This is a genomic window from Flavobacterium sp. M31R6, from assembly GCF_013284035.1.
GTDB lineage: Bacteria > Bacteroidota > Bacteroidia > Flavobacteriales > Flavobacteriaceae > Flavobacterium.
Genome location: NZ_CP054141.1, coordinates 4,331,786 through 4,344,837 on the forward strand (window position 1 = coordinate 4,331,786; position 13,052 = coordinate 4,344,837).

General features: G+C 36.8%; 9 protein-coding genes. All 9 read right to left on the reverse strand.

Features of this window, described 5'->3' with window-relative positions; all coding sequences use genetic code 11:
* Positions 1–5 precede the first annotated feature (5 nt).
* The 9 genes from HQN62_RS18325 to HQN62_RS18365 all read right to left on the reverse strand — a co-directional run bounded on the left by HQN62_RS18325 (position 6) and on the right by HQN62_RS18365 (position 13,052).
* Entirely contained in the window at positions 6–2,225 is a 2,220-nt protein-coding gene (locus HQN62_RS18325) for a glycoside hydrolase family 3 N-terminal domain-containing protein (protein ID WP_173505422.1), read from the reverse strand.
* Between the two features lie 181 nt (positions 2,226–2,406).
* Entirely contained in the window at positions 2,407–4,146 is a 1,740-nt protein-coding gene (locus HQN62_RS18330) for a cellulase family glycosylhydrolase (RefSeq protein WP_371811621.1), read from the reverse strand.
* Positions 4,147–4,344: 198 nt separating this feature from the next.
* A complete protein-coding gene (locus HQN62_RS18335) occupies positions 4,345–5,802 on the reverse strand; it encodes a glycoside hydrolase family 30 protein (RefSeq protein WP_173505423.1) in 1,458 nt (485 codons plus the stop codon).
* Positions 5,803–5,842: 40 nt separating this feature from the next.
* Complete coding sequence (locus tag HQN62_RS18340) at positions 5,843–7,309, reverse strand: glycoside hydrolase family 30 protein (protein WP_173505424.1); 1,467 nt, start codon at positions 7,307–7,309, stop codon at positions 5,843–5,845.
* 3 nt (positions 7,310–7,312) lie between these two features.
* On the reverse strand, positions 7,313–8,158 hold the full coding sequence (locus HQN62_RS18345; RefSeq protein WP_173505425.1) for an endonuclease/exonuclease/phosphatase family protein: 846 nt from the start codon (positions 8,156–8,158) through the stop codon (positions 7,313–7,315).
* A 135-nt stretch (positions 8,159–8,293) separates the two neighbouring features.
* The gene (locus HQN62_RS18350; protein ID WP_116797069.1) at positions 8,294–9,400 is read right to left on the reverse strand and encodes a glycoside hydrolase family 16 protein; all 1,107 of its coding nucleotides are present in this window, start codon (positions 9,398–9,400) and stop codon (positions 8,294–8,296) included.
* Between the two features lie 79 nt (positions 9,401–9,479).
* Positions 9,480–10,439: a hypothetical protein gene (locus tag HQN62_RS18355; RefSeq protein ID WP_116797068.1), complete on the reverse strand. Its 960-nt coding sequence runs from the start codon at positions 10,437–10,439 to the stop codon at positions 9,480–9,482.
* 7 nt (positions 10,440–10,446) lie between these two features.
* A complete protein-coding gene (locus HQN62_RS18360; RefSeq protein ID WP_173505426.1) occupies positions 10,447–11,529 on the reverse strand; it encodes a hypothetical protein in 1,083 nt (360 codons plus the stop codon).
* A 14-nt stretch (positions 11,530–11,543) separates the two neighbouring features.
* A complete protein-coding gene (locus HQN62_RS18365; protein WP_173505427.1) occupies positions 11,544–13,052 on the reverse strand; it encodes a RagB/SusD family nutrient uptake outer membrane protein in 1,509 nt (502 codons plus the stop codon).

Consider the following 13,052-nt stretch of genomic DNA (forward strand, 5'->3'; position numbering starts at 1 on the left):
TTAAATTACTTCACCAATTCAAAACTATCTCTCAAACGGATATCTGCTGAAGACGAACCAATCATTAAATCGAAATCACCGGGCTCTGAACCGAATTCTAATGCATTGTTGTAAAAAGACAATTTTTGGTTGTCAATAGTAAACTGAATGGTTTTGGTTTCCCCTCTATTCAATGTTATTTTCTGAAAATCTTTCAACTCAATTATCGGACGTACTACAGAACCCACTTTGTCTCTCAAATACAATTGAACTACTTCTTCACCTTTCACGCTTCCAGTATTTTTTATGTTTACCGAAACTGTAATTGACTCATTGTTTTTCATTGTTTTTTGAGACAATTTCAAATCCGAATATTCAAAAGTCGTATAACTCAATCCGTATCCAAATGGGAATTTCGGAGTTGTTGGTAAATCGATGTAAGCCGATTTGTAAATTTTATCTTCATTGACAGAAGGTCTTCCAGTATTGAAATGATTGTAGTAAATTGGAATTTGTCCTTCGTTTCTAGGAAATGACATCGGTAATTTTCCAGATGGATTGTAATCTCCAAAAAGCACATCGGCAATAGCATTTCCAGCTTCTGAACCCAACCACCAAGTATAGACAATGGTTGGCATATTATCGGCGATCCAATCAATAACAAGAGGTCTTCCCGCATTAATTAAAATTACAATTGGCTTCCCAGTTTTTTGAAGTTCTTTGATTAAATCTTCTTGAACACCTGGTAAGTGCAGGTTGCTTTTACTCTTGGCTTCACCGCTTTTATTGAAGTTTTCTCCAATACTCAAAATAATAACCTCAGCTTGGTTTGCAACCTTCAAAGCATCTGCAAAACCTTCCTTGCTTTTATCTTCAACACCACATCCTTTGGCATACAAAATTTTGGTTCTTTTGCCTACTTTATTCTCCAAACCTTCCCATTGGGAAACAATATAAGTCGAATCAATACCTTTTACATCAACAGCCCAAAACCCGTGATTGTCTCTTTTCGGCTTCACCATTGGCCCGATAAAAGCAATTGTTTTTAATCCTTTGGAAAGTGGTAAAACGTCTCTTTCATTTTTCAGCAGTACAATACTTTTAGCTGCCATTTCTCTAGCCGCCTTGGTATGTTCTGGATTATTCAATTCCTTTTGCTCTCTTTCTGGATTGCAAAATTTATATGGATCATCAAACAAACCCAATTCAAATTTTTTGCGCAAGATTCTTTTTACGGCGTCATCTATTAAGGCAACAGGAACTTTATTTTCTTTAACCAGTTGTTCCAAATTATATCGATACGCATTGCTCTCCATATCCATATCGCTTCCTGCAGTTATCGATGCAAGAGCGGCTTCTTTATTGTCTTTTACATAACCGTGATTTACCATTTCGCCTATCGAACCCCAATCGGAAACTACAAAACCTTGAAAATTCCATTTTCCTTTCAAGATATCTCTTAGCAAATAATTATTAGCACTCGCCGGTATTCCGTTCAGGTCGTTAAACGAATTCATAAAAGTGGCAGCACCTGCATCCAAAGCCGCTTTGAAAGGAGGCAAATAAGTTTCCCAAAGCATTCTGTTACTCATGTCAACCGAGTTGTAGTCTCGTCCACCAACAGCAGCTCCATAAGCCGCAAAATGTTTAACACACGCCATAACCGAATTCACATCGCCCAAGTTTCCTTGAAATCCTTTCACTCTCGCATAGGCAATTTTGGAACCCAGATAGGTATCTTCCCCTGCGCCTTCCATCACTCTTCCCCAACGCGGATCACGAGAAATATCAACCATCGGTGCGAATGTCCAGTGAATTCCACAGGCAGCAGCTTCGGTCGCCGCAACTCTAGCCGAAAGTTCTATCGCTGTTAAATCCCAACTTGCCGCTTCGGCCAACGGAATAGGGAAAGTAGTTTTGTATCCATGAATCACATCCAGACCAAACAGCAACGGAATTTTCAATCGGGACTGCATTGCCAAATCTTGGTACTGTCGCGTGTATTTGGTACCCATAATATTCAACATCGAACCAATCAATCCTTTTTTGATTTCGCTTTGCTTGTTGGAATTAATGGTGATTGGTCCCGTGGCGGAATTATCGCCCGTATATTGGTTGAGCTGTCCTATCTTCTCTTCAAGTGTCATTTGCTTAAGCAAAGCATCGACTTTCTGGTCTATCATTTGTTGCTGTGAAAAGGCAAAAACCGATACGAATACGAATGCCAGTGTTATTGTTTTTTTCATTTTTAAAATTTTATATTCAAATTGTGTTTCAACAAATATTTAATTTTAACCATATAAGAAATATAAGGTCATATAAGTTGGGAGGCAAAAAGCAAAGACTTAAATGCTCTTATATTTCTTATATGGTAAGCTTTCTCAGCGTTTTTTTTATTTTAAATTTAATGTTTTGAAGCAAATTCTTTTATTTAGCATTTTTAAATTCCAAAAAATTAAGGTTGAAATTCCCTCCTTCAAAGTGAACGCGAATTTTATTGATTCCTTGTTTAAGAGCAACATTTTTAAGCGCGATTGTTTTCCAAACTGTTTCTCCACCGGTAACCGGAAGCTCCGTTATTTCCGAAATTTTCTTTCCATCTTGTTCCAAAAACAATTTTCCACCTGCTTTTTCACTAGAATAGCGAATAGCAACATCAAAAATGCTTTGTTTTTTCACATCAACTGTAAATTGCAACCATTCGCCCTCTTCAATAAAGGAGACTTGAAAACCGTTGGTTATTTTATCCGTACAGGCTACGATATCAACACCATCGTTTCTCATTTTGCCCCCTTTATTCCATTGGGTGAATTTAGTTCCATCATAATTCGCCACATCCTTATCGGAATAAGCAAAACCATTTTGTCCCAAATCAAATTCTGTTGCAAACACTTTTCCTGGAGCCACATGGTTTTTATACTTTTTGGTATCGTTGGTTTGTACTTGTCTAAACATCGCATCAATCACATCATATCTGATTGTTAAGTGCTCCATTTTATAGTTCTCGGCAGTTTGCATCAATACTTTTTTGGCAAAATCCGAATTGGGTTTTTCGCCCCCATTCTTCCAATAATCCAATAATTTATCATAATCTGGCGCTTTTGTAACCGAAGTAACACCAGCTAAATTCTCAATCTTTTTCATTGGCCAAAAAGCCCAACCAATATTATTGGATTCCATCAACATAATGTTTTCCTTAAACCATACATTAGAGTTCTCGCCGCTTTCGCCCAACCAAATTGGCACATTATATTGCGTTCTGTAATTCAGCATTGTTTGAATTGAAGCTACATCATTTTGATTCCAGTATTTATGGAAACTCAAAGTCATATTATCATCCCAAAGCGGGAACATACCATTGTAATTATTCCCCCAACAATTCCCCTCAATGATAATCATGTGATGAGGGTCAATGGCTCTTATCGCATTTGTAAGTCTAACCTGCAAAGCTTTTAAAGGAGCGTTTGAGGTTTCGTCGCAGCCATTTTGATTCGTTCCCGTAAAATTCCAATTGGGTTCATTAATAATATCATAGCCCCCAATCCATGGACTGTCTTTATAACGTTGCGCCAATTTTTCCCAAAGTGCCACCATTTTGTCCTGATTTGCAGCACTCTCCCAAAGCGATGGTTTTGAATCATCGTAGTCGGATATTGCAGCATCTTTCCCTTGTCCCCCAGGAGTTGCATGCAAGTCAAGAATTAAATAGATTTTATTGGCCGCACACCAGCTTAATAAATCATCGGTCATTCTAAAACCTTCTTCAAGCCAAGTAATTTGCCCGTCTTTTTCGGTTTCAATCGCTGGAGTGTATAAATTGTAATGCATCGGCAATCGGATGGAATTAAATCCCCAAGCCGCCAAAGAGTCAATATCTCTCTTTGTTATTCCGTTTGCTTTGTATGCTTTATAGAATTTTTCGGTACCTTTCTCACCTATTAAATCCGTAATTTTTTGTTTGATTTTATATTGAGGACCGGCAAAAGCACCTGTTTGAATCATGTAGCCTTCCTGAACCATCCAGCCTCCAACACCCAAACCGCGCAAAACGATATTTTTACCGTTTCCATCCACAATTTTTTGTCCATCTCTGTGCAAAAAACCCTGTCCAAAAGAAGCCATGGCAAAGCACATAAGAGAAAATACAATTATTATTTTTTTCATCATAATATTTATAAAATTTGAATAGTGTAAAGAGTCTTTCTTCAAACTTTTTCTAAATCTGGTTCTCGTAAAGGCGCAAAGACGCAAAGTTTAAAACTGTTTTCTTTGCGTCTTTGCGCCTTTGCGAGAAAAAAAAGTTTAATCCAATAGTATTATCCGAAAGCAGGTTGACCCGCAATTAAATAAGTTTTTTTTATCTGATTAATACACCAAAGTCTGAATAGAATTTGGCAAAATAGTAATTTGGGTAGCTTGAGTTCCTACACACAAATTATAATTTACACTAGCTTCACTTTGGTTCATAACAACAGTTATCATTTTTCCATCTTTATTCAAAAATGAAGTACTCAACAAGCTGCTTCTGCTTACGGCAGTACTTACTCTTTTGGCTTCAGGCTTAATAAATTTTGAAAAATGTCCAATATAATAATACGATGGAGTATAAATTAACTCTCCTGTTTTAGTATCTGCATGAACCGGAGCAAAACAAAAGTTACCCACGTGATTAGGTCCACCATTTTCATCCAAAAGAATATTCCAATCTGTCCAACCCACAGTTCCGTTATTAAAATCATGAATCATAGAAGTACCATAACGTTCTCCATTCGCCCACAATTGGTAATTTTTAGAGTCGAATTTTTCTACACAACCCTCCGTAAACATTAAATTTTTATCAGGGTACGCTTCATGAACTCTCGCTACATTCTCAAACATTGGATCACCACCTGCCCAAGTTTCATACCAATGGAATCCCATTCCCCAAATATATTTTGATGCTTCGGGATCAGAGAAAATAATATTGGCTCTTTGAACCATTAAATCACGATTGTGATCCCAGGCAATAATTTTTTTATCGCCCAAACCTTCTTTTTTCATAGTTGGTCCAAGATAATTTTTTACAAAATCTCTTTCTGCTTCAGCTGTATATACACAAGATTCCCAGGTTTGCACCGCCATTGGTTCGTTCTCTGCACTGATTCCCCAAATTGGAATTCCTTCTTTCTCATACGCCTTTACAAACTTGGTATAATACGTAGCCCAAGTCTGAAAAAACTCTGGCAATAATGTACCGCCTTTCAACATGTCTTTATTACTTTTCATAAAAGCTGGAGGACTCCAAGGAGTTGCATACACCGTCATTTTTCCGCCTGCAGCAGCAATTGCTTTTTTAATCAACGGAATTCTATATTTTCTATCGTGCTCAATAGAAAATGTTTTCAATGCAGTATCTCCTTCATCAATATAGGTATAACTCGCTGAACTAAAATCGGAACTATGAATAGTAGTACGTATCAAATTGTAGCCAATTCCTTTTTCTGTGTTATAATAAGCATCCAGTAATTCTTGCTGTTTATCATTGGATAATTTGGCAAAAACTTCGGCACTTGCATCCGTTATCGCTCCGCCAATTCCCATAAAAGACTGGAATGTTTTATCTGGATTTACAAAAACGCAAATTTGTCTTTCATTAGGTTGTGCCAATTCTGAAAACGTAAGATTATCTGTTTTTGACAATCTCAAATTAGTACTTTCTGCAGTAGTATACACTGCGACTGTTTTTCCTTTTGTTGAAAAAGAATGTGCTTGTGATTTGCTTTTTTGCTGTGCAAAAACAAAAAAACTGGCGAGTACTAATGCTGTGGTGGTTATTTTTTTCATAATCTATAGTGTGGTGGTTTCTTATTTTTTGGTGGTAACGTTACCAAGTATAGGTCCCTACTGCTCCAGCTTCCAGAGACGTAGTAATCCATTTTCCTTTGCATTTAATATTAAATAATGCCGCAGCATCGCCATCATTTACAACTAATAAAACTTTCTTTCCTGCCGGAGTTTTGAAAGCAACGTTATGTAAATTTCCGATTATATTACTTGAAATCCTAACCGAACCTGCCGGAATAAATTTTGACGCATGTGCCGCTATATAATAACCAACGTTACGCACCACTGATTCAGTGCCACTTACTGTTACTGCTCCTTTGCAAACAGTACATCCACCGTCAGTATGTGGCCCAAAAGAACCATCATTGGCAAGATTCCATTGCAAGGCATTTTTACTCCAGTTACGCATTGAACCTATAATTACATTTTTCACTTGCCATCTTAAATCACCATCAAATGATCCAGTAGATGACGTGTATTGCTCCGTAAAATAAACATCTTTATCAGGGTAAGCATTATGAACCGTAGAAAGCGCACTAATATCTCCACCATACAAATGAAAAGCAGAACCGGTTACAAAAGGGTAAGCTGCAGCATCTTTTAGGATCGTAATTGGATATTGGGGATTATCACAATTATGATCGTAGGTGATGATCTTTGTGGCAATATTAGCTGTTTTAAATGCAGGTCCCAAATTATTTTTTATAAAATCTGCTTGTTGCAAGGCTGTCATCACCATACTCGGATTATTACCCCCGTGTAAAGGTTCGTTTTGAGGAGTAATTGCATCTATCACAATTCCCTCATCTTTCATTTTTTGAATATATTTTACAAAATATTGTGCATAGGCTTCATAATATTGAGGTTGCAAACTTCCTCCCATAAAATTATTGTTGTCTTTCATCCAAACTGGTGCAGACCAAGGCGAACCCATAATTTTAATATTAGGATTAATTGCCAAAATTTCTTTCAATAATGGAATAACATCACCCATATCAGGAGTCAAGCTGAAGTTGGTTAAATTAACATCTGTTTGTCCAGTAGGCATATCATCATAGGTAAATGGAGTAGCATTTAAATCAGACGCTCCAATACTAATTCTTAGGTAACTTAACCCAACTGAAGTATCTCCAGAACCAAACAATTCTTGCAATAAATCTTTCTTTTTCTGGGCAGCCAATTGATTAATCACTTGTGCACTTCCGCCAGTCAATGTAAATCCAAAACCATCAACGGTTTGATACGTTTGAGCTTCATTAACTTCTATACTTGGATAAATGTTCACTCCGGTTCCAAAAGCCAGAATACCTGTTTGCTTTTGCAAAAGCGATGTTTGATTTCCTTTGGTCAACCAAAAATCAACTTCGTTTTTTACTACCGGAGTTGGTGTTGGAGTTGGCGTCGGAGTTGGTGAATCACCCCCTTCATTGGAAGAGGAACAACTGATGTGTATGGATGATAAAGCGATTAAGAAAAACAGCTTTGTTAATTGATGTATTTTTTTCATTATCTATTTGTAATTAATTTCGATAAAAACAGGAAAATGATCCGATGGGTATTTCAAATCTTTGGCATCTGATAAAACAGCATATTTATTAACTGTAACGGAGTTGCCTTTTGATAAAAAAATGTAATCAATCAAATGTGTTGATGCCTCATTATATTTAAAATTGTTAAAAGTTCCATAGGGGCCAAAAGGTTTTTCTTTCGAAATCGTTCTGGCGTCATTCATTTTATTTTTCAACGCAATTATCCGGTCAGTCTCTGGTTCTGAATTAAAATCACCCATCAAAATAACAGGATATTTATTGGTATTTAATTTTTCAATTCTTGAAAGTATCAGTTCCAATCCTTTGGTTCTTGCTTCTTCACCAACATGATCCAAATGGGTATTAAAAACCCAAATCAATTTTTTGCTTTGCTTATTCTTCAAAAGCGCATAGGTGCAAACTCTGTTGTAGGCGGCATCCCATCCTTTTGAAACAGTATCAGGTGTTGATGATAACCAAAAGGTATTGGATTCCATTACCTTAAATTTTTCTTTGGAATAAAAAACATTCGATGACTCTCCTTTTCCTATTCCGTCTCTTCCTATGCCAACATAACTGTATTGAGGAAGTGCTGTCGCAATATCCAATATTTGATTGGGTTTTGCTTCTTGAACCCCAAAAATATCGGGGGCATAAAATTGAATCTGTGCATTAAAAAAATCTTTCCTGTGTGTCCAGTCATTTTCTCCATCCGATTCGGTATCTAGTCGGATATTGTAAGTCATCATTTTTAAAGTTTGTCCGTTGGAAAAAATACCCATCAGAACAAAAATGATAGAAATTGCTGTTTTTTTGGAGAGATTCATTTATTCTTTTTTTGATTGGTTTCTGTTAGTCAGACAATGCCAGGTAATTCTTCATCAGAGCTTCTGTTCAACTTGATAAAAACAGAAGCCGCTAATGAAGACCAAACTCAAACTACCTAACTTAACCAAAATATTTTAATTGTATACTCTTATATAATCCACCTCCAAAGTAGAGGAAGTAAAATTTGGATCTACAGGACCTCCCCAATTACCTCCCATTGCTAAATTTACAATTAAGTAAAAGTTTTTATTGAATGGGAATTTATCTGAATTTACAAAAGTGTAAAACAACTTGTCATCTACATAAAACTTTATATAACTTGCTGTCCAATCTGCTGTATAGATATGAAATTCGGTATTGTCATTAGGCACATTTATAGTTCCTGTATCTGGAGTATTTCCTGAACGTCCAGGAGAATGCAATGATGAATGATTGACATTCAACTCTTTTCCAACAGATTCTAAAATATCTATTTCTCCACATGCAGGCCACCCAACACTACCAATATTACTGCCCAGCATCCAGACTGCAGGCCAAGTCCCGACTCCAGTAGGGAGTTTTGCTCTGATTACCACTTTGCCATAAGTAAAATCGAATTTTCCGTTTGATTCTAATCTACCAGAAGTGAAATCACCTTTACCATATTTTTCCCTGATGGCTTTTATTTTCAAAAGACCTCCTTGAACAATTGTGTTTTCGGGGCGATTGGTATAAGATTGAAGTTCATTATTAACATTCCCAGGATCCCAAATTTGGAAAGTCCATTTAGTTGCATCTGGTGCACCATCTGTATTAAATTCATCAGACCATACTAATTTTGACCCTACAAAAACTGTTATGGAGAGTGTTTTGCTAACAAATTGTCCCGCATTATAAGCAGACACATATAACACATAAGTATTAGAACCTGATGTCGTATAGGTGTAAGAAAAGCTGCCATTTGTCACTTCCTTTGTTTCTCCATTACCAAGAACTATTTTATATGATGTTGCATTTGTTGCCGATAATTTAAAATTTACGACTCCGCTTCCGTCTCCATTTGGATTTTGAGCGTCTGTTCCAACAACAGTTGCTGTTACCGAAAGATCAGAAGGCTTCGCTTTTGAAACATCTTCACCACCGCCATTGCTGTCGCTACACGATAATAACATTAAAAAAACGGATAGACCAGTGAAGAGCAAACCAAGCGATAATAAGTAATTCTTACTTTTTAAATCTGTAAACCATATATTATTTCTCATATTTTTTTTAAATAAATACTAAAACAAAGCTCAGAACAGTCTCAAAAAAAGTTCTGAGCTTAGGTTTTAGTTAAATTAATTAAGGTGCTGGTTTCAGTTTAAGATACCAAGCATTTCCAGTTTCAGTTCCTTGTACTCTTAGATATAAATAATCGGATGTAATAACCAAGATTTCATATTCTTTTAGTACAGCACCGTATCCGATAAAAGTATCTACTCCAGCCAATAAAATACTCACTTGGGTAGATGGTGAATTATCAGCACTTGACCCTACTGCAGGCGCGCCACTTGAAGCAGGAACAAAAGAGAATGCAGAAGTACCGCCTGGATAATTATAACATCCTTCGGCTCCAGAACTTGGAATACCCGGAAGAGTTGTTAATGAACCCGTTTTCGTAAAAGCTCCATCAGGAGTTGTAACTTTTAATTGAAAACTTCCTGTAGCAGCAACTTTAGCAAAAGTAAAAGTAGCCGTATAGAAACAATTTGCAGAAGCTACCTTTTCATTAACTCCAGCAGCCCACCACTCTGGTCTGATAGAACCAACATTCCAAGGACCAACACCAAGATGACCTGGAACACTTTTATCAACAACCCAAGTTTTTGTACCATCATTAGTCAATGCTTTCACTATTTCTGGAGAAGCCGTAAAATCGCTTCTTACAGTAACATCTTTTGTAATTAATGATGAAGTACCGCCAACTCCATAAACCACTGCAGTAACTGTATAAGTGTGAACCCCTACATTGGTATATTTTTTGGTCGTTTTTCCATTTGGTAACAAAACCAAATCCACAGGTGTATTAGCATCGTAGTCTATTTTATAAGAAAGAGCCTTATCACCCGTTATGGTAAATTTCACATCACCAGAACCATTCCCATCTGGATGGGTAGCATCTTTACCAACAACTTCTGCATTTATTACAATATTTGAAGGCGCTGTCAAATCTCCCAGACTGTATTCTTGCTCATTACAACTAACTAAAGTTAGAGTCATAGCGATGAAAAGCCCTAAAATGTATTTTATATTTGTTTTCATATTTTTTCTAATTAGTTAATCTAACATTATCGATATAAATTACTTCTCCAGCTCCATCGGCTGAATCATTAAATCGCAAAACAAGTTGAGTAAATTTGGTTCCAGCTGGTATTCCTGAAACAGCGCTATAATCAAAAACAAGTTCTTCCCAAGCACCAGAAGTGGTAAATGCCGTTTTTTGTACTGCAACACCATTTGCCGGAGTTCCACCAACTGCCCATTCCAATTCAACATTTAATTTTTTACCAATATTTGCTGCGTCAGGATTATATGCCAAAACTTTAATTTTTTTACCATAGGCAAAATTAATTGGAATATTCAATGGACTATAAGTCCCACTCCATGAAGCCACTCCATTTGGTTTTGTATATTTACCTACAGTTGCACTAGTATTTAAACCTGTAGCATTTGGGTTTGCCACTTTAGAAAAAGTCACATCACCAAAAGTCCCAAAAAAGTAATCTACTCCTGCAGTTTCAAAATCAATGGGAGTTCCAAATAATGATTTGGTTCCTTCAGTCTTTGCAGCACCTCCGCTTAGGGCTACAACTTTCAATACAAAAGGACCTCCAGTTGCTGGATAAGTATGGGCAGGTAATACTTGGCCTATAGCCATTGGAGTACCTTTCTCACCAGCAACATCTCCATAATATACTAAAAATGAGCTAGCATAATCAGCTTTAGCACTAACTTTCATCTCATCAGCAGTTGTAATTTGTAAGTTTTCGGGAGCTCTATAAACAACCTTCAACGGAAATGTCTGCTCACTTGCACTTCCAGATATAGAAATAGCTGTAATTTTTACAGTATAGTCACCTTCAGGATAAGCATGAGTTGTACTTTCACCAGGTGCTACTGTAACTGCACCATCAGTACCATGACCATACTCTACAGTAAATGATGTAGCACCATCTCCAATTGGAGTTATTTTTACCTTTCCTGAATTGTCTTTACTAATATCAAATACTTTATTAACATTTCCAGAACCTGCCCCTGGCAAAGATGTATCATTGCTGATACCCTCTATCGAACAACTTATGGCAACAGCCATCAATGCTACAAGGCTTAATATAAATTTTATCTTTTTCATAATTTTATCTTTTATTAATTATAGCCAGGGTTTTGTTTCAATTTGGTTCCTTGAAGTTCTCTTGTTGGAATAGGGAAAATTTCATCTACACCAGCATTGAAACCTCTATTTCCTAATTTAGCAGCTGCATCACCCCATCTTACTAAGTCAAAAAATCTTTGTCCTTCACCAGCAAGTTCCATTCTTCTTTCATTTTTAATGGCTGCAAGTGTAACTGGAATTGAAGGCAAACCAACTCTTGATCTAACGGCATCAAGCAATGCTTGCGCTCTTGCCCCTGAACCTAATGCTTCAGCTTCCATTAAATAAGAATCCGCAAGTCTAATAATATAAGAATTTTGTTTGTAGTTCAATTCAGCAGCTCCCCCACCTGTACGAACATCTGCTTTACGGGGAACAAATTTGTTTAAGAAATACCCTGTATCTTGATAACCACCGATATAATCTGCTTCACCAGCAGCTTTCATAGCTTTAAGATCCAATACAGTAGCTGCAAATCTTGGGTCTAACTTTATTGCATCGTACAAATCTTGTGTAATAACATTAAAACTCCATCCTGACGGTAGATCAGGAGCTGGCGATCCTGCTGGCTTAGAATAAGTTCTAGGTCCTACCATTATATTCACAGAATTCCCTTCATCTCTACCGGAACCCCAGAATCCCCAATCAGAATTTCCAGCACTTGTATGAGATACCTCGATAAGTGACTCTGTATTAAACTTATTGGAAACAACCCATAAATCACTGAATTTTGTCAACAATTTGTTTCCGTATTGATTTGCAGCACCCGGAGTACCATTCACTTCAGCCAAAACAGCTGCAGCTTCGGCTTTTTTACCTTCAAACAAATATACTTTTCCAAGCATTGCCTGAGCTCCACCTTTTGTAAGACGCCCAGATTCTGTATTAGCTGGAACGGTAGAAGGCAAAGCAGGAATCGCTTCGGTCAAATCTTTTTCGATTTGAGCATAAACTGCTTCAGGAGTTGCCTGTTCAACATTATACATGTTTGTAGTCGTCAAAGGGTCCAAAAGCAATGGAACATTCTTAAACATGCGAACCAAGTTAAAATAATAAATGGCACGCAAAGCTTTTGTCTCACCTGTAAATCGGGATTTCAAATTATCCCCCATATCAACATCCGGCAATTTTGAAAGCAATGTGTTGGCTCTGAAAATTCCTTGATAATGGTCATTCCAAAAACTTCCAGGTATATTTGTTGAAGTAAGTGAGTGAGTTGAAAAATTTTGAATTCCTTCTCCATCTGTAGATCCACCACCACCGGCGTAGAAATCATCGGAACCAGCATTCATCATCGCGATCATATTTTCAAAACCTCCTGAATTTTTTCTAATTGCATCATAAACTCCAACAAGTGCAGCAGTAGCTTGTCCTTCGTTTGAGTAATAATTCTCGGAAAGGAATGATCCTTTTGGTGCTACATCTACAAACTCTTCAGAACAGGATCCAAAAGAAACCATTGCTATCGCAATAAAAATGTATTTATATTTTATCGTTTTCAT